Source organism: Bacillus luti (genome assembly GCF_001884105.1).
GTDB classification, from domain to species: Bacteria; Bacillota; Bacilli; order Bacillales; family Bacillaceae_G; genus Bacillus_A; species Bacillus_A luti.
This window is the reverse complement of record NZ_MACI01000094.1, coordinates 94,169-119,492: the sequence shown is the minus strand read 5'-3', so window position 1 is coordinate 119,492 and position 25,324 is coordinate 94,169. Positions and strand designations below refer to the sequence as shown.

Annotated in this window: 24 protein-coding genes and 1 riboswitch; of the genes, 10 read left to right on the top strand and 14 right to left on the bottom strand. The window is 34.1% G+C overall.

The window, feature by feature from the left end; translation table 11 throughout:
* Positions 1 to 11 precede the first annotated feature (11 nt).
* Together BAQ48_RS24605 and BAQ48_RS24600 are read right to left on the bottom strand one after the other, a co-directional pair.
* Positions 12 to 674 (bottom strand): YkyA family protein, encoded by a 663-nt coding sequence (locus BAQ48_RS24605; RefSeq protein WP_000922481.1) that lies wholly within the window; start codon positions 672 to 674, stop codon positions 12 to 14.
* Between the two features lie 653 nt (positions 675 to 1,327).
* A complete protein-coding gene (locus BAQ48_RS24600) occupies positions 1,328 to 1,981 on the bottom strand; it encodes a diguanylate cyclase domain-containing protein (protein ID WP_071713159.1) in 654 nt (217 codons plus the stop codon).
* A gap of 164 nt (positions 1,982 to 2,145) precedes the next feature.
* Between BAQ48_RS24600 and BAQ48_RS24595 the strand changes: the two genes are divergently transcribed.
* Positions 2,146 to 2,379: an SPP1 phage holin family protein gene (locus BAQ48_RS24595; protein ID WP_071713158.1), complete on the top strand. Its 234-nt coding sequence runs from the start codon at positions 2,146 to 2,148 to the stop codon at positions 2,377 to 2,379.
* 31 nt (positions 2,380 to 2,410) lie between these two features.
* Here BAQ48_RS24595 and BAQ48_RS24590 read toward each other — a convergent pair whose 3' ends face one another.
* Positions 2,411 to 2,911 carry a hypothetical protein gene (locus BAQ48_RS24590; protein ID WP_071713157.1) on the bottom strand — a complete coding sequence of 167 codons (501 nt, stop codon included), beginning with the start codon at positions 2,909 to 2,911 and terminating at the stop codon, positions 2,411 to 2,413.
* Between the two features lie 431 nt (positions 2,912 to 3,342).
* Here BAQ48_RS24590 and BAQ48_RS24585 point away from each other — a divergent pair, with 431 nt between their 5' ends.
* From BAQ48_RS24585 to metE, 3 genes are all read left to right on the top strand, one after another.
* The gene (locus BAQ48_RS24585) at positions 3,343 to 4,884 is read left to right on the top strand and encodes an MDR family MFS transporter (RefSeq protein WP_071713156.1); all 1,542 of its coding nucleotides are present in this window, start codon (positions 3,343 to 3,345) and stop codon (positions 4,882 to 4,884) included.
* A gap of 154 nt (positions 4,885 to 5,038) precedes the next feature.
* Positions 5,039 to 5,596 carry a PadR family transcriptional regulator gene (locus BAQ48_RS24580; protein ID WP_000062056.1) on the top strand — a complete coding sequence of 186 codons (558 nt, stop codon included), beginning with the start codon at positions 5,039 to 5,041 and terminating at the stop codon, positions 5,594 to 5,596.
* Between the two features lie 203 nt (positions 5,597 to 5,799).
* Positions 5,800 to 5,987, top strand: a riboswitch (cobalamin riboswitch).
* 131 nt (positions 5,988 to 6,118) lie between these two features.
* Positions 6,119 to 8,407, top strand: coding sequence for a 5-methyltetrahydropteroyltriglutamate--homocysteine S-methyltransferase (gene metE / locus BAQ48_RS24575; RefSeq protein ID WP_071713155.1), 2,289 nt, complete (start codon positions 6,119 to 6,121; stop codon positions 8,405 to 8,407).
* 38 nt (positions 8,408 to 8,445) lie between these two features.
* Here metE and comJ read toward each other — a convergent pair whose 3' ends face one another.
* Both comJ and nucA read right to left on the bottom strand, forming a co-directional pair.
* Positions 8,446 to 8,835: a competence protein ComJ gene (gene comJ / locus BAQ48_RS24570; RefSeq protein ID WP_071713154.1), complete on the bottom strand. Its 390-nt coding sequence runs from the start codon at positions 8,833 to 8,835 to the stop codon at positions 8,446 to 8,448.
* Positions 8,836 to 8,870: 35 nt separating this feature from the next.
* Entirely contained in the window at positions 8,871 to 9,305 is a 435-nt protein-coding gene (nucA, locus tag BAQ48_RS24565) for a DNA-entry nuclease (RefSeq protein ID WP_071713153.1), read from the bottom strand.
* Positions 9,306 to 9,541: 236 nt separating this feature from the next.
* On the opposite strand from nucA, the gene BAQ48_RS24560 reads away from it, so the two are divergent.
* Positions 9,542 to 10,291, top strand: coding sequence for a DUF3967 domain-containing protein (locus tag BAQ48_RS24560; RefSeq protein WP_071713152.1), 750 nt, complete (start codon positions 9,542 to 9,544; stop codon positions 10,289 to 10,291).
* Between the two features lie 43 nt (positions 10,292 to 10,334).
* Here the strand turns inward: BAQ48_RS24560 and kinB are convergent, their stop codons facing one another.
* Positions 10,335 to 11,609: a sporulation sensor histidine kinase KinB gene (gene kinB / locus BAQ48_RS24555; RefSeq protein ID WP_071713151.1), complete on the bottom strand. Its 1,275-nt coding sequence runs from the start codon at positions 11,607 to 11,609 to the stop codon at positions 10,335 to 10,337.
* 310 nt (positions 11,610 to 11,919) lie between these two features.
* On the opposite strand from kinB, the gene BAQ48_RS24550 reads away from it, so the two are divergent.
* Both BAQ48_RS24550 and BAQ48_RS24545 read left to right on the top strand, forming a co-directional pair.
* Positions 11,920 to 12,120 carry a hypothetical protein gene (locus BAQ48_RS24550; RefSeq protein WP_000929277.1) on the top strand — a complete coding sequence of 67 codons (201 nt, stop codon included), beginning with the start codon at positions 11,920 to 11,922 and terminating at the stop codon, positions 12,118 to 12,120.
* A gap of 121 nt (positions 12,121 to 12,241) precedes the next feature.
* Complete coding sequence (locus BAQ48_RS24545; protein WP_071713150.1) at positions 12,242 to 13,405, top strand: aminotransferase A; 1,164 nt, start codon at positions 12,242 to 12,244, stop codon at positions 13,403 to 13,405.
* Between the two features lie 14 nt (positions 13,406 to 13,419).
* On the opposite strand, the gene malR is transcribed toward BAQ48_RS24545, so the two are convergent.
* The 4 genes from malR to BAQ48_RS24525 form a co-directional block, all read right to left on the bottom strand.
* Positions 13,420 to 14,442, bottom strand: coding sequence for a maltose operon transcriptional repressor MalR (gene malR, locus BAQ48_RS24540; RefSeq protein WP_000219046.1), 1,023 nt, complete (start codon positions 14,440 to 14,442; stop codon positions 13,420 to 13,422).
* Positions 14,443 to 14,722: 280 nt separating this feature from the next.
* Positions 14,723 to 15,565: a maltosaccharide ABC transporter permease MalD gene (gene malD, locus BAQ48_RS24535; RefSeq protein WP_001022602.1), complete on the bottom strand. Its 843-nt coding sequence runs from the start codon at positions 15,563 to 15,565 to the stop codon at positions 14,723 to 14,725.
* Positions 15,566 to 16,867: a maltosaccharide ABC transporter permease MalC gene (gene malC, locus BAQ48_RS24530; RefSeq protein ID WP_071713149.1), complete on the bottom strand. Its 1,302-nt coding sequence runs from the start codon at positions 16,865 to 16,867 to the stop codon at positions 15,566 to 15,568.
* Positions 16,868 to 16,931: 64 nt separating this feature from the next.
* Positions 16,932 to 18,191, bottom strand: a complete 1,260-nt coding sequence (locus BAQ48_RS24525) for an extracellular solute-binding protein (RefSeq protein ID WP_071713148.1) — start codon at positions 18,189 to 18,191, stop codon at positions 16,932 to 16,934.
* Positions 18,192 to 18,514: 323 nt separating this feature from the next.
* Here BAQ48_RS24525 and BAQ48_RS24520 point away from each other — a divergent pair, with 323 nt between their 5' ends.
* Positions 18,515 to 20,275, top strand: a complete 1,761-nt coding sequence (locus tag BAQ48_RS24520) for an alpha-glycosidase (protein ID WP_071713147.1) — start codon at positions 18,515 to 18,517, stop codon at positions 20,273 to 20,275.
* 40 nt (positions 20,276 to 20,315) lie between these two features.
* Here the strand turns inward: BAQ48_RS24520 and BAQ48_RS24515 are convergent, their stop codons facing one another.
* Positions 20,316 to 21,992 carry a glycoside hydrolase family 13 protein gene (locus tag BAQ48_RS24515; RefSeq protein ID WP_071713146.1) on the bottom strand — a complete coding sequence of 559 codons (1,677 nt, stop codon included), beginning with the start codon at positions 21,990 to 21,992 and terminating at the stop codon, positions 20,316 to 20,318.
* Positions 21,993 to 22,255: 263 nt separating this feature from the next.
* Between BAQ48_RS24515 and BAQ48_RS24510 the strand changes: the two genes are divergently transcribed.
* Positions 22,256 to 23,356 (top strand): ABC transporter ATP-binding protein, encoded by a 1,101-nt coding sequence (locus BAQ48_RS24510; RefSeq protein ID WP_000818937.1) that lies wholly within the window; start codon positions 22,256 to 22,258, stop codon positions 23,354 to 23,356.
* A 66-nt stretch (positions 23,357 to 23,422) separates the two neighbouring features.
* Here the strand turns inward: BAQ48_RS24510 and BAQ48_RS24505 are convergent, their stop codons facing one another.
* From BAQ48_RS24505 to BAQ48_RS24495, 3 genes are all read right to left on the bottom strand, one after another.
* Entirely contained in the window at positions 23,423 to 23,932 is a 510-nt protein-coding gene (locus BAQ48_RS24505; RefSeq protein ID WP_071713145.1) for an SDR family NAD(P)-dependent oxidoreductase, read from the bottom strand.
* A 64-nt stretch (positions 23,933 to 23,996) separates the two neighbouring features.
* The gene (locus BAQ48_RS24500) at positions 23,997 to 24,095 is read right to left on the bottom strand and encodes a hypothetical protein (RefSeq protein WP_000145657.1); all 99 of its coding nucleotides are present in this window, start codon (positions 24,093 to 24,095) and stop codon (positions 23,997 to 23,999) included.
* A gap of 175 nt (positions 24,096 to 24,270) precedes the next feature.
* Positions 24,271 to 24,726 carry an RDD family protein gene (locus BAQ48_RS24495; RefSeq protein ID WP_071713144.1) on the bottom strand — a complete coding sequence of 152 codons (456 nt, stop codon included), beginning with the start codon at positions 24,724 to 24,726 and terminating at the stop codon, positions 24,271 to 24,273.
* Positions 24,727 to 24,857: 131 nt separating this feature from the next.
* Between BAQ48_RS24495 and BAQ48_RS24490 the strand changes: the two genes are divergently transcribed.
* Positions 24,858 to 25,289: a DUF3997 domain-containing protein gene (locus tag BAQ48_RS24490; RefSeq protein ID WP_000758767.1), complete on the top strand. Its 432-nt coding sequence runs from the start codon at positions 24,858 to 24,860 to the stop codon at positions 25,287 to 25,289.
* Positions 25,290 to 25,324: the final 35 nt, after the last annotated feature.

Below are 25,324 nucleotides of genomic sequence, written 5' to 3'. Positions count from 1 at the left end.
GCCAAACTGTTTTATTTTTTTTCTTCTTTAATTTTAATATTTGCTTCTTTATAAAAAGCTATTTTTTCTACATTGTAAGATTTTGTAAATTCATTAAACTTATCTTTTTCTAATTCAATATCTTTATAAGATTGATTTACAGTCTTTACTTTCTCACTAATATCTTTTAATTTTGCACCCTTATCTTGTAACATTGTATATAATTCTTTTTCTTGTTTTAAAGATTTATTATAGCTGTCATACATCTTGTTAAATGAATCATGTCGTTTTTCATACGTATTTTTCACTTTATCCGCTTGATCTTTCAATTTCTTATCTTCAATCTTCTTCACATACTTATCAGCAGATTTCACTTCTTCTTGTGCTTTATTTAAAGCCTCTTTTTCTTTTGTAAGCACTTTTTCTCTTTCAGCTGTATTTTTCACTGCTTGATTCAGCTTTTCCTTAACGGCCTGATTATTATCTTTTCCCTCTTGAACAATCTGGTTATATAGCTCTTGTCCTTCTTTTTCTAAAGTCTCAAGTTTTTTTGCATCTTCAAACATTGTTTTTTCTTGCTTTGCAGCATTTTCAAATGCAACATATAATTCCTCTTCTGGTTTCGGTCCGAAACAACCGGCTAGTAAAATCATTGATAATGCAGTTACAATTGCTAATTTACTATATTTCAACATCTTTTCCTCCTACTAATAAACGATCATCGTGTAAAAGAACTATGAAATGTATGTACTCTGTTATACACTTCACACTCGCATCTTTTTTACAAAGATCATTGGTATTGTTTATAATGTTTGTACACATGTATTACTTGAAATTACGTTTCATGTCATTCTCTTTGAAATATCTAGTAGCTTCCTATCCATCTTTAAGTAACAATTTACTTTGTACTTTTAAAAACTCATTACACTATGTATTACATGTAAGTACAACGGAATTCACCATACTTATAATAATTTGAAGAACAACAGTAATAATTCACCTGATAAAAGATGATCGTTGGTCTCTCACGTCTATCATTCTATCATTCCCTTTCCCGTTTTCTATCAAATAATCCTTCTGTTCATTTTACACAGTACAAATGCTACATCGCAACAACTTACAAATATTCTTTTTATTTCCTAAAAAGGAAAAGTGTAGAGCATGCTTTCCTCTACACTTTTAAAATGAAACACATTGTGCAAAATGCATTGACACATCCATTATAATTATATGCTTATTTCATATATTTTTAAAGACTTTTATTACAAGAAAAGTTCTTTTTGTAATAAAAGTCAAAAAAATGTTACAATCAAAACTTCTTTATATCATACTTCTTTAAATCAAAGTTTCACTCATTTCCTTGTAAATTTCTATAATGATACAATTGATTTTGCGCCTTTCTTAACAATTCTTCAAAAGTTTTCCCTTCTACTGGATAGCTAGCAGCTCCAAATAATAGCGTCACACTGAGTAAGTCATTTTCTATTTCGCTTTCAATATTTTTCATTAATCGATTTGTTATTGTTGATTTTTCGTGACCATTATCAATCGCTACAATCACATACTTATTTTCATCCCACTTCGTAACGACATCACCTTTCCGAATCGTCTTTACAATGGTACACTCCAATTTTTGTACCAATGCTTCCAATTTTTTTTCTTGTACAGTGTCTTTTAATTCATCCCATCCTTTGATAGAAAGAATATACACTGTAATATTTCGAGAATCCCGTTCAGATAAAGCAGCTACTTTCCCAAAAAAATCAACAACAAAATCGTTGCTTGCCATGCCTCCTACTTCCGTATTCAGACGCCCACTCGCTCTTTTATCGTACCAATATCCAAAATAACAACTTAGTATCATTTGCAATATATAAATAATAAAGACGGTATAAAATGATCGCGAATCCAGTTTTGTAATTACATCCTGAAGTGCAATCCATTCTGTAACTGCCACTGTATTCCCAAGTAATAATCCACTAATTTTTCCTTTATGTTTCATACTTTTCCTCCCTTCTATACCAATATATGTTTCTATAACAATAATGTTTTTCTACAAAATAAAAAATGTACATATTAGGTGTACATTTCCACTTAATCTTGTATACCTTCTCTATTCTATTTCATATATATACTATATATCGTTATTAGAAAGGAGTGGCCTATATGCTACAAAAGGACAATCTATTAGATGCTATGCGTTTACTAGCAGGGTTTCTGTTATCATTAAAATTACTATTTACCTCTTTCGGATTCAACTTTATTACCAACGATCAAATCGACGCTATTGTCAATGTTGTTTCATTTTTATTTATTCTATACTTTTGCTATAAAAATAACTATGTAGGAAAAAAAGGTATGGAACAAAAGAAAATACTCAAAAAACACAACCTTCACTAAAAAAGGAACCTTTCACATAGGTTCCTTTTCGTCATTGGCGCACAACAACTTCATTCGTTTGCAGTGGGCCATACGATACTCCTTCATATTGAAATGTGTATGTAGCCTGAAAGAATGCATTTTTGAGAGCTGTAGCTTTGTTTGCTTTTATTTTACAAATTAATTCCACCTTCTCATTCGGTAATAAATTATCGATTCGCCACCTTACGAGCTGGAATAGAAACTCACTCATCCCCTTATCAACCTTTAAGGAATTTGGAATATATACAAAATAATCTCGAATCATATGACTTACAATAACTCGCGAAATCATTTCAAGTCCTTTATTTTCAACTACAATTTGAATAATAAGTATGTCATTTACATCATAGGTCAGTTCATATGAAAATTTTTCTTTATACATACTACGGATTTGTAATGTTACTGCTACATTAGGAAATTCGTTTTCCTTCTTTGAACCATCAATCCACAATACTGGTTGTAGCGGTATCGAACATCTTCTTTGATCCGAAATTCGTTCCCATATTTTCATAATATATATTCACCTCATTTCAGATGTATCATCCATACAACCTTATTCCGCCTCCTACACAATAAACTACCAAAATTATTAAAATTTGTTACAAAGGATATTTAATATTTCTCTTCCTTTTATCCTATTCGACAATATAAAGAAAAAACCATTTTTCCTCTGTTAACAGAGGGTCTTCTTACTAAAATATTTTTTTACAATTTCCTTCATTGACTTTACAACAATATTAAGTATTGCCTCTCTTTTTCTGCCCATACAAAAAATATTTTGACGGAAGAAAAAGTTTGCCTTTTAGTCAAATTTGACTATAATATTCTTTATGCATGGCAATGTACTTATGTAAGAGGATTCAGGAGAGACTATACTTTAGATTTTTATGTGCTACATTCAAAACTTAATGTAGTTTACTTATTATTAAGGGAGGGTTATATTTGGAAACACAACTATCAAAAAAAGAATCCAACCATACAAAATTTGTTGTTGCTGGTTTACTACTTGGTATTTTAATGGCAGCAATGGATAATACAATCGTTGCGACAGCAATGGCAACGATTGTCGGGGACCTAGGTGGATTTGATAAGTTCGTTTGGGTTACATCGGCATACATGGTGGCAACAATGGCAGGGATGCCGATTTTCGGAAAACTTTCTGACATGTACGGACGGAAACGCTTTTATATTGGTGGACTTATTCTATTCTTATTCGGCTCTGCACTTTGCGGGACAGCTTCAAGTATTGAGCAACTAAGTATTTATAGAGCTATTCAAGGTATTGGTGGTGGTGCTCTTATGCCTATCGCTTTTACAATTATGTACGACATATTCCCACCTGAAAAACGAGGGAAAATGACAGGATTATTCGGTGCCGTTTTTGGAACATCTAGTGTATTTGGACCTTTATTAGGTGCTTATATTACAGACTATATAAGTTGGCATTGGGTCTTCTATATTAATATTCCATTAGGGCTTATCTCCTTCTTCTTCATTACTAAATACTACAGCGAATCTCTAGAATTTAGAAAACAAAAAATTGACTGGGCTGGTGCTATTACACTTGTCGTTAGTATCGTTTGCTTAATGTTTGCATTAGAACTTGGTGGTAAAGAATATGCATGGGATTCCACTGTAATTATCGGTTTATTTACTACTGTTGTTGTTATGCTTATTATTTTCTTCTTCGTAGAACGAAAAGCGACTGAGCCTATCATTTCTTTCCATTTATTTAAAAAACCTTTATTCGCAGCTAGCCAAGGCGTTGCCTTTTTCTACGGTGCCGCTTTTATCATCTGTACCGTGTATATTCCTATCTTCGTTCAAGGTGTTCTCGGTGGTTCAGCCTCAAATGCTGGATTAATTTTAACACCTATGATGGTTGGCTCTGTAATTGGAAGTCAAACTGGCGGACAGTTAGCTTCTCGAACAAGTTATCGTAACATTATGATGGCATCTGGAGTTTTCTTCGTTCTTGGTATTTATTTACTAAGTACTTTAACAATGGACACACCACGTGTACTCGTAACGCTATTTATGGTTCTCGCTGGAATTGGTGTTGGTTTCTCGTTTTCAGTTTTAAGTATGTCTTCTATCCACAAATTAGAAATGAGAGACCGTGGTTCTGCTACATCAACAAATTCATTCTTCCGTTCACTCGGCATGACTCTTGGTGTAACGATTTTCGGCACAATTCAAAATCATATTTTTACAGATAAACTAAACACTGTGTTCCCTTCTGAACTAGCAAAATTAGCCCCAAAGGGTGGCGACACAAGCTTCTTATTATCGCCAGGTGCTACCGATAAAATACCAGCTGAAATATTAACTGGCATTAAAGAAGCGCTCGCTACATCCATTGCAAGTACATTCTTCTGGGCGCTTATCCCAGCTGTACTAAGTATTATTTGTATTTTACTAATGGGAAATGAACGCCTCTTTACAGGACCAAAAACGAAACAAAAACAAAAGCAAGTAAGTTAGTCTAGAAAAAAGTAACGGCATATCCTTTATGTAAAAGGATATGCCGTTTATAATATGTATACAAATAAAACTTTAATCAGCCGTTTTTTTCACACCCACTGGTTAGTAGCCTTTACAAAAAGTAATAAAGTTTCTATATAGGAGTTGAGACAGCATGAGTATGAAATTAGTCATTCTCGGCTTGCTGCTCGAAGGGGATAAACATCCATATGAAGTGCAGCATATAATGAAAGAAAGACAAATGGATTGTTATATTAAATATGCAAAAGGTTCACTCTACTACGCCTTCGAGCAATTAGAAAAACAAGATGCAATTCGTATTACAACTATTGTTCGAGATACGAATAGACCAGATAAAACAATCTTTCATATAACAGAAACGGGTAAACAGTTATTTCATACGTTACTATTAAAACAATTCGAAGCCAAAAACCAAATATATAAACCGATCTATTCAGCACTCTCTTTCGCTCAATTTGGTGATGACCAAGAGTTAGTTCCTATCTTAGAAAAAAAGAAAAATGATACCATTCAATATTTACATAACATGCAAACTATATATGATAGTAGCAAAGGACACATCCCACGTGCACAGCGCTATATTTTGCAAAGCGTTATTGAACATATTACAGTTGAATTGCAATGGTTAAACACCCTCCTTACAGATGCGATTGCAGGACGCCTTTCAGAAATTGATATAGATAGAAGTTAAGCCTATAAAGAAGATATGCTTCTTCTTTATAGGCTTAATCCAAATTTCATTTCAATTTTTATACCTCCATTTACCTCATCTAATTTCATAATATTTAAAATAATAAGAAATAAAAACTTTGAAATTTTCTTATTTTAAAACAGTAGACAAAATTCCAAAAATTATGTTAGAATTTGTTTCAATATCATATCGCTTGTTAAATTCCTTTCAAAAGGAAAATAGGTACACGAACATTTCGTTTCGTGTTTAAAAGGGAAGATTGGTGAAACTCCAACACGGTCCCGCCACTGTAAATGCCGAGATTTCTTTTTGTTGCCACTGTGAAAACGGGAAGGTGAAAGAAATTATAGGAAGCATAAGTCAGGAGACCTGCCTATTTTAACAACACTGATAGATTCACGGATGATGATGAGGTGTTAAACAAAAAGGAAGGCTTATTTTTCTATGCCTTTATGCTTTTTGTTATAAGTATTTCCTAGTAAACGGAAATGCTTACTTTCAATTAGGGAGGAATTTAATAAAATGGCTATTCAAACAAGTAACTTAGGTTATCCACGTATTGGACTACAGCGTGAGTGGAAAAAAACACTAGAAGCTTTTTGGTCCAATAAAATCAATGAAGAACAATTTTTAACAACAATGAAAGAAATTCGCCTTCAGCACGTAAAAGTACAGCAAGAAAAAGGAATTGAACTAATTCCAATCGGCGATTTTACATATTATGATCACGTTCTGGATACTGCTTATATGTTAGGATTTATCCCATCACGTTTTTCTGAGTTTACATCTTATCTTGATGTATATTTTGCAATGGCACGTGGGTCTAAAGATCATGTCGCTTCTGAAATGACAAAATGGTTTAACACAAACTATCATTATATAGTTCCAGAATATGAAGAGGGATTAAAAATCTCATTAAAAGACAATCGTCCACTTCGCTTATATGAAGAGGCAAAACAAGAATTAGGTGTAGATGGAAAGCCTGTTATTTTAGGTCCATATACTTTCTTAAAATTAGCAAAAGGTTATAAACAAGATCAATTTGCTACTATTTTAAAACAATTAGTTGCACCGTACGTACAACTTCTTTCAGAACTACATGCAGCAGGTGCACAAATCATTCAAGTTGATGAACCGATTTTCGCTTCTTTAACGAAAGAAGAAGTTCAACAAGCAAAAGAAATTTATGAAGCTATTCGTAAAGAAGTTCCAAATGCGACTCTTCTTTTACAAACATATTTTGATAGTGTAGAAGAAAACTATGAAGAAATTATTACATTCCCAGTATCAGGTATTGGATTAGATTTCGTTCATGGTAAAGAAGGTAATCTAAATGCTATTTCAAAATATGGATTCCCAGCTGATAAAACTTTAGCTGTTGGTTGTATAGATGGCCGTAACATTTGGAGAGCTGATCTTGATGAAGTTCTTACGTTATTTACAACGTTACAAAAACAAGTCCTAACGAAAGATTTCATCGTTCAGCCTTCTTGTAGCTTATTGCATACACCAATCGATAAAACAGAAGAAACTCACTTATCGACTGAGCTATTTGATGCGTTGGCATTTGCAAATCAAAAATTAGAAGAGTTAGTTCTTATCCATTCCGCTCTGACTCAAGGTACAGAAAGCATTAGTAATGAGCTGGAAACATATCGAAACGTACATCATACAATTCGTTCATCTGCTGCACGTAACCGAGAAGATGTCAAAGCAGCAAGAACAGCACTAAAAGAAGAAGATTTTTCACGTCCTCTTCCATTTGAAAAACGATACGAATTACAACAAGTTGCCCTGAAGTTACCATTGTTACCAACAACGACTATCGGTAGCTTCCCGCAAACAACTGAAGTTCGTCAAACGCGAAAAGAATGGCGTAACGGTATTATTTCAAATGAACAATATGAACAATTTATTGAAAAAGAGACAGAAAAATGGATTCGTTACCAAGAAGAAATTGGTCTTGATGTCCTTGTACATGGTGAATTTGAAAGAACTGACATGGTCGAATATTTTGGTGAGCGCCTTGCTGGTTTCTCATTCACTAAAAACGGTTGGGTACAATCATATGGTTCCCGCTGCGTAAAACCACCTGTTATTTATGGTGATGTAGCCTTTATTAATGGAATGACTATTAAGGAAACTGTTTATGCACAAAGCTTAACAGAGAAAGTTGTAAAAGGAATGTTAACTGGACCTGTTACGATTTTAAATTGGTCCTTCGTTCGAAATGACATTCCAAGAAAAGAAGTTTCGTATCAAATTGCATTAGCTCTTCGTCATGAAATTGAACTACTTGAATCTTCCGGAATTCGAGTAATTCAAGTCGATGAGCCAGCACTTCGTGAAGGAATGCCACTAAAAGAAAAAGATTGGGACGCTTATATTACATGGGCAGTACAATCCTTCCTTTTAGCAACTTCTTCTGTAGCAAATGAAACACAAATTCATACGCATATGTGTTACAGTAACTTTGAAGATATTGTTGATGCGATTCGCGCATTAGATGCAGATGTGATTTCTATCGAAACATCAAGAAGTCACGGTGAATTTATTGATACATTAAAACATACAACATATGAAAAAGGCATCGGTCTAGGTGTATATGATATTCATAGCCCACGTGTACCGAGTAAAGATGAAATGTATAAAATCGTAGAACAATCTTTAGAAGTATGCGATCCTAAATATTTCTGGATTAATCCTGACTGCGGTTTAAAAACGAGAAGAACAGAAGAAGTTATTCCGGCTTTAGAGCACATGGTGCAAGCAGCAAAAGATGCTCGTTCCTTGTTAAAAACAAACGCATAACAAAAATGGGTTATCCTTTTCTCAGGATAACCCATTTTTTATTCTTTACTTTCAAAAAAGAATTCGTATTGTATTTTATATAATTCATCATCCGTTGGTTCTTCAAGAGGCGTTGCCTGTAATACAACTGTATACTCACCATTTGGAATAGGGATTTGAAATTTATTTGAAAGAATACTTGTTACAACGATACATTCATTTTCAACTGAAAAAGGAACTGTAACCGTTCTAATCACTTCTTCTTTCTCAATATGTTTCCCGCAAGTCACTTTTACTTCACAAGTATAATCAGAGAGTGCTTCAAAAATAACAGCTCCATCCGCCTTCGCATAACCTCTTTCAAAATCTGCATCCGTCCAGTCAACGTAAGGCTGATCACCGTCATAGTTCATCAACATTAATTGCGAATAAGAAATTGTTAACTCCATAGTTCCCTTCTCCTTCATTATGAAATATGCAACTACTACTTCACATCAAATTTCACACGCGTACCATCTGGATATTTATCTAACTTATTTCCTACCCAAGAACCTGCTCCGCGGTTATCTGCTGGACTTATATATTCAATATGGGCTCCTTTGCCGCCCTCTTTACACATTGCCATTGGCCATTCATCGCGGTCATACCCTTTTTTTGATGGATATGGCGCTAACGATAATTTTCTTCTATCTGCAGCACCACCGCGGTCAATTGTACAAACTTCTGAATGTCCTTCTTTTATAGCATTCGTAATATGTTTCCCTGTCTCTGGATATCGCTCTTTCGGAAATTCTAGAACTTGATCATACGCATTTGTTTTTTTGATACTTGTTTCCTCTGGAACAAGTACTTCATAAACCGCTACTACAATAGAAAGAATTGCAATAATTGAAATGATAATACCTTTTAATTGCTTCATGTATACCTCCGTGATTCTACCAGTTTCTTTTCCTCAGTTATTATAACAAACTTCTCCTGTATATGTTTTCAGACATTATCTTAGCTCTTCTTCGCTATTCCGCCAAAAACTCTCATTTTTCTTCATCTTTTCACTAATGCTGTAGAAAACTAATAACCTTCCGACATTCTTTTTCAAAGGAAGTCATCATAAAAGATTGAAATGATATATACGATACTTTTTGGGGAGGAAATATCATGGAAGCTACCTATAAAACGAAAGATGTCACGAATAAAACAGGCATCCCAAAACATATAGTCCGCAAATATAGTCAACTGTTAGAGGAACATGGTTATATGATTTCCAAAACAGCTGATGCTCGTATTTATAAATTGGATGATTTAAAACTATTAAAATCTATACATGAAAGAGCCGCTACATTACAAGAAGATATTTCAGAAACAATACCTATTATTTTAAAAGAGAAAGAAGCTCCACCGGTACCTATTATTCAAGAGAAACAAGAAGTACAATCAACAGAAAAAGAAGATGGGCGTAACTTTGAAGAATTCATGTTAAAACTAGAAATGCTCGCTCAATTAAATGAAGCAATTATTCATCAAAATTCTACCCTTATTACACAAAATCGTTTGAAAGATGAAAAGTTAGATGAATTGATGCAACAAGTTTATGTAAAAGAAGGTTCTCAAGAAAAAATGTTACAAGAATTAGTTGATCATGCCGCTCAAACAGATGAACTTCAAAAAGAAAAGATGGACTTATTAATGAATCATATGTATAAACGTGAATCCAAACAAGAAGAAAAAATGAACAAACTAGTAAATCAAATTTATAATAAAGACAGCAACCGCGATGCACAACTTATGCAAGTTATCCGTGAAATTCAAGAGACAAAAAGATTAGTCGCCGCATCAAAAGAACAAAGTTTCTTTCAATCATTTAAAAGTTTATTTAGCCGAACAAAACAAGAAAAAACAAATGAATAAAATTTCCTATATAAAATAAAAAGTTACCTTCCATCGGTAACTTTTATTCCTTATTTCTTACAGCTGGCAATATAATAATCGCTTCAGTTCCCTTTCCACTTTCGCTTTTATATTCCAGTGTACCATTATGCGCTTGTAAAATACTAAATGTTACCATAAGTCCTAATCCTGTCCCTTTTTCTTTTAAAGAATAATATGGTTGTCCAAGTCTTGCTAACTGTTCTTTTGTCATTCCAACACCACTATCTTTAACTCTTATTACAATTGTTTCATCTTTTTGAATAGCCGTTACCTTTAAATATCCTTTATTTCCTTGAATTGCTTCAATACCATTTTTAACAACATTCATAATAGCTTGTTTCAATTTTGTCTTATCACCGATCGTATAAAGGCTCTCAGAAATCTCAACTTGTAAATATACACCTTGCATCGCTGCAAATGATGACATAAGGGTGGTCATTTCTATTAATTGCGCGGATAAACAAATATGTTCTTTTTTCTCAATTTGCGGCCTTGCTAAATTCAAATAATCTGAAATAATTTGCTCCGCCCGATCCAATTCAGCTAACACGAGACGCATATAATCCTTATTCTTCACATCTTCTGTGCTTTCTAACAATTGGATAAATCCACGGACAACAGTGAGCGGATTTCGAACTTCATGTGCAACACTTGCTGCTAACTCACTAACAATATTAAGCTTTTCCGATTTTTGCATCTCTGTACGTAATAATGCGTTTTCATTTAAATATTCCGTTAAGTACACTTGAAATACCATAGTCATAACCATAATAAGCGAAGCAAATATAAATCCGTTATATAGTTGAGAAACATATGGTGTAAAACCTGTCTCTAACAGTACATTCACCATACCAAATAATAAAGATACAAGTACGTAAAATGATGAAATCATAAATGCTAAAATTAGCTTCTTGTCTCTTGAAAAAAGAGACCACTTCTTGGATAAGAATAATGGCACTATCGATAGAAACATAACTTCTACGACCGGGAGAATATTCATTCCCTTTAGTACCCATTCATATGCAACAAAAATAATGGCTGGAATTAAACCAACAATCCCACCATATAAAAAACCACTAACAATTGGGATTGGATGAAAGTTATACCCGCAAACGTTGCCAAAACAAATAGAGTATGTCATGGAAAGAACAAGTGTCACGCTAGATAAAAACATAATAAAGTAGCGGTTCGGCTTCGGAGGCATTTCTTGATAACGATTTAAACGAATAGCTTCATATAAAAATAGCGGTAATATAATGATGGCAATTTGAATCATTAAATCACGGATAAGCTCCATAGCCTCTCATCCCCTATATGTATTTTGATATGATTATATCATTTTATAAGTTGATTTGTTTTAAAATTTTGATTTTTCTTAACATATTTGTTAATTCTTTGTTAACAGCACATAATAATTGTTACAGATTTTCGAAATGATTGTAAACCCTGTACCAAATTTCCTTCGGGCAGTATACAATGAATACGGATTACAAAGAAAATATAAAAATACTTCATGATACGGACAACTATAGCAAAATACAGCATATAATCCATACTATCTATGTTTACAAATAAGTGATCATTACTTTAGTAGGAGGAAGATAAATATGGCGGGTACTACGCTTGTTTTAAAAGAAGAAAATTTGGTTGTTCTAGAAAATGTTGAAAAATCAGTATATGAAGAGTTACAGCATAAAGCAGGAGATGAAAATTGCACATGTGCTGTGAACGAATCAGTTGTTCACCTTGGCAAAGTATCCTCTGTGCTTTGGAATGAAGATGAAATAGATTGGGAATACGGATATTAAAAAGTCGCTTACAGCGGCTTTTTTCTCTTTTCTCTCCCTTTCTACATAACATATACAAAGCGTAATCATAAAAAATATGATAAAATGAACTTAATTTTCAAACGGAAGAAAGGGAGATACAATGGAACAATTCATTAATCCTAGAGTGAAGGACATCCAAATTTCTGGAATCCGTCAATTCTCTAATCTGATTCAAAACTATGATAATCTTATCTCTTTAACAATTGGGCAACCTGATTTTCCTACACCTTCTCTCGTAAAAGAAGCGGCAAAACGGGCCATTACAGAAAATTATACAAGCTATACACATAACGCTGGGTTACTAGAATTACGCAAGGCAGCTTGTAGCTTCTTACAAGATAACTACGATTTACATTATTCACCTGAAAACGAAACCATCGTTACAATCGGTGCTAGTGAAGCAATTGATGTTGCGTTCCGAACAATTTTAGAACCAGGGACGGAAGTAATTTTACCTGCCCCTATTTATCCAGGATACGAGCCCATTATTCGATTATGTGGTGCAACGCCTATTTTTATAGATGTTCGTGAAACCGGCTTCCGTTTAACTGCCGAAGCACTAGAAAATGCTATTACAGACAAAACAAGATGTGTTGTTTTGCCGTATCCTTCTAACCCAACTGGTGTAACATTATCAAAAGAAGAACTAAAAGATATTGTAGATGTTTTAAAAGATAAAAATATTTTCGTCCTTTCTGATGAAATTTATAGCGAACTTGTATATGGACAAAAGCATACATCTATTGCTAATTTCCCAGAAATGCGCGAGAAAACCATTGTTATTAACGGTTTATCAAAATCCCATTCTATGACCGGCTGGCGCATCGGCCTTCTATTCGCGCCAAACTATTTAGCTGGGCACATTTTAAAAGTTCATCAATACAATGTAACGTGCGCCACTTCAATCGCTCAATATGCTGCAATCGAAGCATTAACAGCTGCTAAAGATGCACCAAAAATGATGCGCCATCAGTACAAAAAACGCCGTGATTACGTATATAACAGACTCATTCAAATGGGATTAAAGGTTGAAAAGCCAACAGGTGCATTTTACTTATTCCCCTATGTTGGCCACCTAACAACTTCATCATTCGATTTTGCGCTTGACCTTGTAAAAGAAGCTGGGCTAGCCGTCGTTCCTGGAACAGCATTTTCTGAATATGGTGAAGGCTACATTCGCTTATCCTATGCATATAGTATCGAAACTTTAAAAGAAGGCTGCGATCGATTAGAGACCTTTCTACAACAAAAAGCTAAGAGTTAAACTCTTAGCTTTTTTTATGCATACTGATCACAAGTTTGACGCTTCAGTAATTTATGCGGAATAATGATACATTTTGCAGTTGATTCAGCATTCTCTACTTTATCAACTAAAGCTTTTGCTGCCTCATATCCTAGCTGATAAATATTCACATCAACTGTCGAAAGTGGAGGGCTCGCAATTTCTGATAATAAAGCATTATTAAAGCTTACAATAGAAACATCCTTCGGTACAACGAATCCTTTTTTAGAAAGAGCACTTAACACACCTAATCCAATTAAATCGTCCGTCGCCATAATCGCCGTCGGCGGTTGCTTCAGTCCCATTAATTCCTCGACCGCTTGTTGACCACTTTCCCTTGAGAAATCAAAATGTAAAATATATTCTTTCGGTAATACAATGTCTGCTAGTTTTAAAGCATCACTCATACCAGCTAAACGATCTCTCGTTACAAGTAAATCTGATCCCCCACCAATGAACGCAATTTGCTTATGCCCTAATGAAATTAAATATTCTGCCACTTCTCTGGCAGCAGTATAATTATCATTATCTACATATGTAATTTCTTCTTTACGATCATATGGTTTCCCAATTAATACGAACGGGAAATTTTGTTTATGCAAATATTGAATGATCCGATCATTCTCTCTTGAATATAAAAGAATAATGCCACCAATTTGGCGCCCCTGTACCATCTTTACAACACCATTAAAAATTTCATCTTCCGTTTCACCTGTCGACATATAAAGCGCATACCCTTCTACATGTGCAAATGAACTAATTCCTCTTATAACTTCTGGGAAAAACGGATTTTGAAAAGCTTTACTTGCAGAACTTGGCATAACAAGACCAAGTGTTTTCGTTGTTTGGTTAGCTAGGTTTCTTGCGTTTAAATTTGGATGATACCCTAGTTCACTCATTACTTTCCGAACACGACGCTTTGTTTTTTCACTTATACTTGGATTATCAGCAATTACACGAGAAACGGTAGATGGTGCTACATTCGCCTTCTTCGCCACATCTTTAATTGTAACTGTCATAAAAATCCCCCTCCTTTCACTTCTCTGCCATTATATATATTTTCATCTTGCACCCGTTGCAAGTAATAGGAGAAGTCATAAACTTTCATTGATTCTATCTTGCAAAACCTATCATATTCTCCCTCTCCATGTATTGTAAGGGATATAGCTCTTTTTTCCTATACTATAATATACTATTTATTTCACTTCTTTTCACATGTGATGTCAAATCTCTTTTCATCTCCCTATAAAACTTTTTATAGGGAGATGAAAAGAAAAATGGGACGTAATGTCCCATTTTTCATCCTTTCGTACCCCCAGCAGTTAAACCAGAGATAAAGTATTTTTGTAATGATAGGAATAAAATTGAAATTGGGATTGCAATTAATACTGAACCCGCTGCGAACGTTGTAAATTCATTACCAAATTTCTTCGCTACCATTTCATATAGACCAACTGCTAAAGTATAATTTTCTGGTGTGCGCAAAATAATACTCGCTAAAATGAAATCTGTAAATGGACCGATAAAAGTGAATAACGCTACAACTGCTACGATTGGCTTTGCAAGTGGCATAATGATTTGCCAAAAAATACGGAAATGTCCTGCCCCATCCATACGAGCTGATTCATCCAATTCTTTCGGAATCGTATCAAAATATCCTTTCATAAGCCATGTATTCATCGGGATTGCCCCGCCCACATAAATTAAAATTAATGCAAGGTGCGTATCAATTAATCCTGTTAACTGTGCTAATACGTATAAAGCGATTAACGCTGCAAAGTTTGGAATCATTTGCAGAATTAAAAATGTTAATAAACCATTTTTTCTTCCAACAAAACGGTATCTCGAAAATGCATAAGCAGTAAAACTAATTGCTAACACTGAGAAAATCATCGTTAAAACACTTACTTTTAATGTGTTTTTATACCATAGTAAATAATTACTATTCTCTAAATCTAACAACTTACGATAATGATCTAACGTTGCATTTTGCGGAATAATACTTGATCCTGATAAACTATCACCCGGATTAAACGATGAGCCAATAATCCATAATAATGGATAGAAAATGATGGCACACATTATGAAAATAACGAGATAACTTAATGAGAGACGTAACATCTTTTGTCTTTTAATATTCATTTACATCATATCCTCTTCTTGGAATGATTTTGTTCTCTTAAATTGCCATAACGCAACTGTAATAACGATTAACGATAATATCATTGTAAGAGCTGCTGCTTTACCGTACTGCGCCGAAGTCATCGTTAACTTATAAATCCATGAAATTAAAATATCTGTTCCACCTGCGTCTTGTCCAGCTACAGCAGGACCTCCGCCGTTAAATAGATAGATGATACTAAAGTTATTAAAGTTAAACGTATATTGCGTAATTAATATTGGTGCTGTTGCATATAAAACAAGTGGCAATGTAATTTTACGGAATTGTTGCCAAGCTGTAGCTCCATCTACTGTAGCTGCTTCATATAATTCTCCTGGAATCGATTGCAGTATACCTGTCGTCATTGCAAAGACGAATGGGAATCCAAGCCATGTTTGAATCATAATTAAAGCAATCTTCGCCCAAAATGGATCTGTCATCCAAGCGATCTTTTCAATTCCGAATAAAGCTAATACTTGATTGTTAATTGCTCCAAATGTTTCATTAAACATACCAGAGAAAACAAGAATAGATACGAATGCCGGAACCGCCCACGGTAAAATGAAAATTGTTCGAATGATCGCCTTTCCTTTAATACCAGGCTGGTTTACGATAATCGCTAAGAAAATACCAAGCGCAACTTGTAATGTCGTTGCAACGAATGTCCAAATGACAGTCCAAGAAAATACACTTAAAAACGTCTCTCTCCACATCGGTAATGTAAAGATATCAATAAAGTTTTTAAACCCTACCCAATCTACTAATTTAGCTGGAGGAGAATGATATAAATCATAGTTCGTAAATCCAATTAAAATTACGAAGATGATTGGAAATACAACTACAAAGATAAGTAATAGAAAACCTGGTGAAACCATTAAATATGGAAAACCTTGATCTAGTAAATTACGGTATTGCTCTTTTACAGAGTTTAACGGTGTTCCTATATCACGTTTCTTTCCGTTTTGGTATGCATCATATAAATTAAATGCATATATTCCAAGTCCAAACACGATGACGATGAGTGCCAAGATTCCTTCTACTAATAGAAAGACAGAATGGTCACGTGGAACTTCTGTACCAAGCGTTACAATTCCCCATAATCCCATATTTAATAAATCAGCAAAGGCTACAATAAATGAACCTGTTAATACTAGAAAAATAAGACCTTTTACAAATTGTTTATTATACATTTGGCCCATGCCTGGAATGATTGATAACATGGTTGCCATTTTCCTATGCTTTGAACCATTTAAGCCGTTTGCTGGTTCCATAGATGTTTGCATGTTCCTTCCCCCTTTTTTCTGGGAGAGAATTCGTGCCTCTCATGTTAGAGGCACGAATTTCACCTTATTTTTGCTTACTATGATTTGCCTCAATATTACCTTTAATTTGCTTCACTGCATTATCAAGTGCTGCTTTTGGTGCCTCTTTCTCCGTAACAACTAATTGAAGCGCATCTCCAGCTGGTTTCCATACTTCTTGCATTTCTGGAATGTTTGGCATTGGAATTCCATTTTCAGATTGCGTTGCAACTGCTTTTGCAGCTTCATTATCTTTAATAATTGGATCCTCCATTACTGATTTTACTGGAGGAATTTCTTTTGTTTTCTCAAATCGAATTTTTGCGTTTTCTTCATTCGTTACCCATTCAGTGAACTTTGTAGCTAAATCATTTTGTTTAGAGAAACTTGTTACATGCCATCCTTTAACCCCAACAAACGTTTTCATTGGTTGACCATTTGGTAATTTCGGCATTGGAGCAACACCATAATCAATTCCGTTCTTTTCCATTGCTTGGAACGCCCACGGACCGTTCATGATAGATGCTGCTTTTCCTTCGTTAAATAGTCCATCAGCAGCAGGTCCACCAGATTCACCAATAATACCTTTCGGGAATAACTTTTCTTTGTACCATTTTTGAAGGTATTCCGCCCCTTGTACTGCTCCGCTATTATTTAATCCAACATCACTTGCATTTGGCTTTCCATCTTTTTCACCAAACACATAACCACCCATACCTGCCATAAATGCATTCGCAAAGTAGAAGTTATCTCCTAGTGTTAAAAATCCGTACTTGCCATCCTTCGTAAATTCTTTTGAGAAGTTAAACAGCTCGTCCATCGTTTCTGGTGCTTTTGGCATTAATTTTTTATTGTAAATAAAGATTGGTGTCTCAATTGCTTTTGGTAAACCATATAATTTTCCGTTATATGTCTGTGCTGCTATTGATGAGTCAGTAAATTTACTCTTTACAGCATCATCAGCTTTCACTTCAGAAAGTAAACCTTCTGTTACTGCGTTTCCGATTTGATCATGTGGCAATGTTACAACATCTGGTCCAGTCCCCGCTGGTCCATCAAGGCGTAACTTCTTCACTTGATCTGTCATTTGCATTTCAACAACTTTTACTTTTACTTTATATTTTTCCTCAAAGCTTTTCACTGCTGGTTCTAAACCAACACCTTTTTTATCATCTTCCCAAACGAGAAGATCGTAATCTTTCTTTGCTTTACTTTCTTCTTTCTTCCCTGAATCTTTCGGTCCACATGCAGATAACATACCAATTGATAATGCTGAAACTGTTAATAATGATAATGCTTTCTTCATCCCAAAAACCTCCCTAAGTTGTATATGTACCTTAATAATTGAAAACGTTTGCATTGAATAGTTTAATAGAAGCGCAAACGATATCTCAATCTATGAAAACGTTTGCGCTATTTGTCTATCATTATACATTCTTTTATTCATTTTGCAAATATTAATTTAAAAATATTATTACTATACGCTTTATACATTGACTTTATATAAAATGAATACTACTCTTATAAGCAATATTAAAGCTATGCAAAAAGCAATCGTTTGCAACATAGACTTTATTATTATACTTAAGGGAACAATATGCATGGAGATATTAAAGGGGGATTTTCTATATGCTTAAAGAAGCCGTTTATCATAGGCCAAAAGATAATTATGCATACGCTTACGATGAAAAAACGATTCACATCCGAATACGTACTAAAAAAGACGATCTTCAAAGCTCCACTCTTATTTACGGTGATCCTTATGAATGGAAAGACGGGAAGTGGATTACATCCAGTACACCGATGAAAAAAACTGGTTCTACTGCATTGTTTGATTATTGGTCCATTTCCATCGAGCCAAAATTTAAGCGCTTACGTTATGGATTTGAATTAAAAACGGAGACAGAAACGCTTATTTATGCAGAGCGAGGATTTTTTTCCAGTATTCCAAATGATGACGTTGGTAACTTTTTCTGTTTTCCATTTATTCATGCAAATGATGTATTTCAAGCACCTTCCTGGATTAAAGATACTGTTTGGTATCAAATCTTCCCAGAACGGTTCGCGAATGGCGATCGTACACTAAATCCAGAAAATACCCTTCCTTGGGGCAACGCTGAACCGACTCCAACTAATTTTTTCGGTGGAGATTTTGCTGGTATTATTCAAAACCTTGATTACCTTGTTAAGCTTGGCATTTCAGGAATATATTTCACACCTATTTTCAAAGCACATTCAAACCATAAATATGACACAATTGACTACATGGAAATCGATCCGCAATTTGGCACAAAAGAAACATTTAAAGAACTCGTTCAGGCATGTCATACACACGGTATAAAAATAATGCTTGATGCTGTATTTAATCATAGCGGATACTTTTTTGATAAATTCCAAGACGTACTCGAAAACGGAGAAAATTCTGCTTATAAAGAGTGGTTCCACATTCATGAATTCCCGATTATTACCGAACCACTTCCTAATTATGATACTTTCGCGTTTACACCGTATATGCCGAAATTAAACACAGCACACCCTGATGTAAAAGAATACTTACTTGAAGTAGGGCGTTATTGGGTAAGAGAATTTAATATAGACGGTTGGCGCCTTGATGTAGCAAATGAAGTCGACCACAGCTTTTGGAGAGAATTTCGAAGTGAGATAAAAGCATTAAACCCTGACGTATATATTTTAGGAGAAATTTGGCACGATGCACTTCCATGGCTCCAAGGAGATCAATTTGACGCTGTAATGAGCTACCCTGTTACAAACGCTCTACTGTCTTACTTTGCTAACGATTCGATTAAGGCAAATGAATTTATGAAACAAATTACAGAATCTCTACATTCCTACTCTATGAATGTAAATGAAGCAGCGTTTCATTTATTAGACAGTCATGATACACCAAGAATATTGACAACGTGTAACGGAGATAAAAATAAGTTAAAGTTACTTTATGTATTCCATCTTTCTTTCATCGGCTCTCCTTGTATTTATTATGGAGACGAAATTGGTATGGATGGCGGTATGGACCCAGATTGCCGCAAATGTATGATTTGGGATACGAAAGAACAAGATCATCTATTATTTACACATATACAAACATTAATTTCATTACGAAAGCAATATAAAGCATTTGGTGGACATGGTACTTTCCAATTCATCGAAGCAAATGATGAACATAATTATATTTCCTATACGAAAACATATGAAGATGAAACTATCTTCTTCGTTTTAAATCCTACTAATGATGAAGTTACAACTTCACTCCCTATTCATATTACAGGGAAGAAAATAGTCAATATATATACAAAAGAAGAATTTTCAGCGGAAGCAAGTGTATTACAAGTTACACTTCCCCCATATGGATTCTCAATCTTAAAATGGTAATAAAAAATCCTTATGCCAAGATGTGGCATAAGGATTTTTCTTATTTTAATTTAAATACCATCGCTTCATATGGGCGTAATGTAATATTATCTATCGATTCGCTTTCCGCGTCGTAATTGTGTATTAATAACTCTACTTCACTGTAACTAATATCCTCAGGCAATTTAAATACACTTTCATCCGCAGTAAAGTTTGCAATAACAAGAAGTTTTTCAGCTCCATATGTTCTTACATACGCAAAAATAGATGGATTATTTTCTAATATTAAATCATATGATCCATACACAATAATCTCATTATTTTTACGTAGCTCAATTAATTTTTTATAGTAATAAAAAATTGAGTTTTCATCTTGTATTGCATGCTCCACATTAATCTCTTTGTAATTAGGGTTTACCGCAAGCCATGGTTCACCTGCTGTAAATCCAGCATGTTTCTTACCATCCCACTGCATTGGAGTTCTAGCGTTATCTCGGCCTTTTATATAAATAGATTCCATTACTTTTTCTTTATCTTCACCACGGTCGACCACTTTTTCATTGTACATATTTAACGTTTCAATATCTCGATATTCATCAATTGATTCAAATCGAACGTTCGTCATTCCGATTTCTTCTCCTTGATAAATATACGGTGTTCCCTTCATCATATGAAGCACCGTCGCTAACATTTTTGCTGATTCAATGCGGTACATTCCATCATTACCAAAACGGGATACAACACGAGGCTGATCATGGTTATTCCAATAAAGGCTATTCCATCCTGTATGCTCTAATGCTTTTTGCCACTTTGTTAGATTCTCTTTTAAAGTAAGAAGTGAACATGGTTTTACATCCCATTTCCCGCCTTCTCCTGAATCTAAATCCATATGTTCAAATTGGAATACCATTTGTAATTCTTTACGGTCTTCCCCTGTATACAATTTGGCTTCTTCCGTTGTTACACCTGGCATCTCACCAACTGTCATAATATCATAATGAGACAATACTTCTTCATTCATTTCATGCAAATATTTATGAATATTTGGGCCGTTCATAAAATGCTTATGTCCTGAAACATACCCTTCTTCATCCGTTTCAACAGTTGGTAAACCTTCTTCTTTAGAAATGAAATTAATAACATCCATACGGAATCCATCAATTCCTTTTTCTAACCAAAACTTCATCATTTCATAAACATCTTGTCTTACTTCTTCATTATCCCAATTTAAATCTGGTTGTTTTTTAGAAAACAGATGTAAATAATATTCATCTGTTATTTCATCATACTGCCATGCAGATCCACTAAAAGCTGCTCCCCAGTTATTCGGCTCTTTCCCATCTTTTCCAGGACGCCACATATAGTAATCTCTATATTTATTATCTTTTGATTTACGTGATTCAATAAACCAATTATGTTCATCAGAAGTATGATTAACAACTAAGTCCATCATAAGTTTCATATTACGTTCATGCATTTCATGTAATAGCTCATCCCAATCTTCCATTGTTCCGAACTCATTCATTATTTTACAGTAATCACTTATATCATAACCATTATCATCATTTGGAGATTCATAAACCGGCGACAACCAAATTACATTAATTCCTAATTCTTTTAAATAATCTAGCTTTGAAATAATACCACGAAGATCACCTATACCATCACCGTTACTATCCATAAAGCTGCGAGGATAAATTTGATATACTACACTTTCTTTCCACCATTGTTTTTCCATTACGCTACCCCATTTCATCTATACTATAATCTTTATTCTTCTCAAGGCGCAAACGTTTTCATTAATGAATGATAACAGATTCTATCCTAATTTAAAATAGCGCTTACAATTTTTATTCTTCTTTTTCTAAGAAATAATGAGAAAACTACTAATATTACTCGAATAAATGAAAACGTTTTATTTTTTTATTTATTTTTTGAATCTATTAGTTTATAATGAATTCAAAGAAAACGTTTGCATAATTATTTCTAGGGGGAAATACCATGGCAGAACTGAAATTAGAAAACATTTATAAAATATATGATAATAACGTAACAGCTGTAACAGATTTTAATTTACACATTCAAGATAAAGAGTTTATCGTATTTGTTGGTCCTTCTGGATGCGGAAAATCTACTACTTTACGAATGGTAGCTGGACTTGAAGATATTTCAAAAGGAGAATTTTCAATTGATGGTAAGCTAATGAATGATGTTCCTCCAAAAGATCGTGATATCGCAATGGTCTTCCAAAACTATGCCCTTTATCCACATATGAGTGTATATGATAATATGGCATTTGGATTAAAACTTCGAAAAATACCAAAAGATGAAATCGATCGTCGTGTGAAAGATGCAGCACGAATTTTAGGGCTTGAACAATATTTAGATAGAAAACCGAAAGCATTATCAGGTGGCCAACGTCAACGTGTTGCATTAGGTAGAGCGATCGTTCGAGATGCGAAAGTTTTCTTAATGGATGAGCCTTTATCTAACTTAGATGCAAAACTCCGTGTTGCAATGCGCTCAGAAATTTCTAAGTTACACCACCGCCTTGGAACGACAACAATTTATGTAACGCATGATCAAACTGAAGCAATGACAATGGCTTCTCGTCTTGTGGTTATGAAAGACGGAAAGATCCAACAAATTGGTACTCCAAAAGAAGTATATGAAACACCTGAAAACATTTTTGTTGGTGGATTTATCGGCTCTCCAGCGATGAATTTCTTCCGTGGTAAATTAACTGAAACCGATTTCGTTATAGACAATGCAATAAAGGTCAAAGTAACTGAAGGAAAAATGAAGATGTTACGTGAACAAGGATATGTAAATAAAGACATTGTTTTAGGTATTCGTCCTGAAGATATTCATGATGAACTATTGTTTTTAGAAGCTTCACAATCTACTGCCTTTACAACAAAAATCGAAGTTGCTGAATTGTTAGGTGCCGAATCTATTTTATATATGAAACTTGGAAATCAAGATTTCGCAGCACGTGTTGATGCAAGACATACATTCTCACCTGGTGACCAAATTAAACTAGCATTTGATATGAATAAAGCGCATTTCTTTGATAGCCAAACCGAACAACGTATTCGTTAAAAAATAATTTTCTACAATATAACATACAAAAAAACCGTCCACATATATTGAGGGCGGTTTTCATTATTATACGAGGGCTTCTACTGTATGAAATGATTGTCCTTTCGTGCCAATAATACCGAAAATCGGTAAGTCACTCAGCACCACTTCTTCTTGCTGTTTCATAAAAGATGACGTTAATTGTTTTATCTCTATCCATACGTCATTAATACAAAGTACATTGGAATCGTTCTCTTGTTGGCGTGAAAATATAGAATCTATTTTATATAAACCAGCATTTTGAAAAAGCATATCAATGCGACTGAATGCATTCAAAGTAATGCTGATTACACGTTGCCAATCTCCTTGCTTTTCCATATCATAGGATACAAAAAGTGCTTCTCCGCCTAGATTCGTAATTTCCTCCACTGTTGCTTGTCCACTTTCTTGATCAATGTCCGTCACAATTACCTTTGCGCCTTGTTTAGCCAACAAAAGAGCTGTATTACGTCCAATACCGATGCCACCGCCAGTTACGATGGCAACTTTTCCTGCAAGCTTCATTTTCATTACCCCTTCTTTAAGTCTTACCGTCATTCAGTATACTGCTTTATGAGATTAGTCTGCAAGCAAGAAAAGTTGCTTATTCATTTGTAAGCGATTATTTTTTTACTCCTTCTTTTTTCTTACTATTACGCTGATCGAAAACTAAACCGATGAAAATTAAAATCCCCCAAAAGATTACGCTACCTCCAGTCATTTCAATTTCCCCCTTATTATATAAAGATATTATTTTAATCATTATAACATTTTCTCAATTTTCAATCTATTAAAATCAAAAATGATATGGATTAACTTTCCCTTACAAATATATCCTTTAAAATATATTTGTATAGTAAAAAGAGACCTTTTTATGCATAAAAGGTCTCTTTTTACTATACAAGACTTATCACTTTCGTTTTTGTAATTAAATCCTGAAAACCACAATTATCTTTACGGAATAACATCATATATACGTTACATAATATCGGAATTCCAAGTAGCAATATGTTTGGTAATAACAATACAAAAAATCGTATAATTAATGTTTGTAGCGTTAACTTTTCACTCGTCAATGAAATTAATTTTGTTCTCGTTATTTTTTTACCAAGTGTAGTACCATTCCAAATAAAAGGTAACAAAATAAAATATAGGGCCATCAATATGAAAACTACTGTAAGATCATATTTGTAGTCACCAAAACTTATATTAAAACGATTAAAAATAGCACTATAGTTTCCGGTCATAACAGCTACTACTGCACCATACATAACCGAGATTAAAAACATGTCAATTAGGGAAGCACCTATGCGATTCATTACAAGCGCTGGACGATGCATCTTTAACTTCATTTTATGTCGACTCCTTCATATCCTTTTTTACCCGTTTCATCGTACCACTTCTAAAAAACATTGTAAACTAGCGTTTCTCTTACTTTTCTTGTACAATGTGTTACAACAGCATTGTAAAGGAGGTTCCCATATTGAAAAAATGGATAATCCTATTCTTCGCCTTCCTATTAGCTGGTTGTGCAGGGAATACAAGCCACTTAACTTATACGATTAACGATGAATACGAACTCATACGTACTTCTGCAAATGCCTTTGAGCTTTTCCCGACGCAAGATGCTGTATATGCCACACAATACATCCCTGCAAAAATTACAGACATTGGTTGGGATGATAAATACATTATTGCAAAACAAACTGAGGAAAAGTCCGATCCAAATAATCCTGATGGGGCGATTGCAAATAAAAAAAGTGAACATTATTGGATTATTGACGTAAAACACAATAAGCGTTTTGGTCCCTATAATGAAAAACAATTTAACGAACAAAAAGATGCGTTTAAAATTAAGGTACCTTTTCAAAATGTAGATTCATACATAAAAGAAATAAAAAAACAGTCAGCATAATGTTTTGAATGCTGACTGTTTTTACTTACATTTTT